Source organism: [Mycobacterium] manitobense, assembly GCF_025821665.1.
Lineage (GTDB): Bacteria > Actinomycetota > Actinomycetes > Mycobacteriales > Mycobacteriaceae > Mycobacterium > Mycobacterium arseniciresistens.
Genome location: NZ_JACKSJ010000166.1, coordinates 1 through 417 on the forward strand (window position 1 = coordinate 1; position 417 = coordinate 417).

General features: G+C 59.2%; 1 protein-coding gene. It reads right to left on the reverse strand.

The genetic code is table 11. The features are described 5' to 3' along the window. Positions 1–271 (reverse strand): transposase (locus tag H7I41_RS20160; RefSeq protein ID WP_264014392.1); only part of this gene is annotated, 271 nt, incomplete at its 3' end. Positions 272–417 lie beyond the last annotated feature (146 nt).

Genomic DNA, 417 nt, shown 5'->3' on the forward strand with positions numbered 1-417 from the left:
CTGACTTCAAAAGTTCATTTGCTCTGCGTAGTTCGGCGACTTCACGCTTGAGCTTGCGGATCTCGGCGTGCTCGGCGCTGGTCGTGCCGGACCGTTCGCCGGCATCGACCTGAGCTTTGCGTCGCCACCGACGCACCGATTCCTCCGAGATGCCGAGTTTGCTGGCCACCGACTTAATGGCCTCGAACTCAGAAATATCCGAGGCTTCCATCATGGTGTCCAACAACCGCAACGCACGATCGCGAAACTCCGGCGAATACTGACGGGGCATGTTCCTGATCCTCCTATAAAGATCGGAACAAAACCTGGGGTACTTCAGTGGCGACCCGGCTGGTGACCGTGTCGGTGTTGGGTAAGAATGCGGTGCCGACGGTGGCGGGGACCACTACGGTGGGTGCGCCCGATGCTGATGGTGTG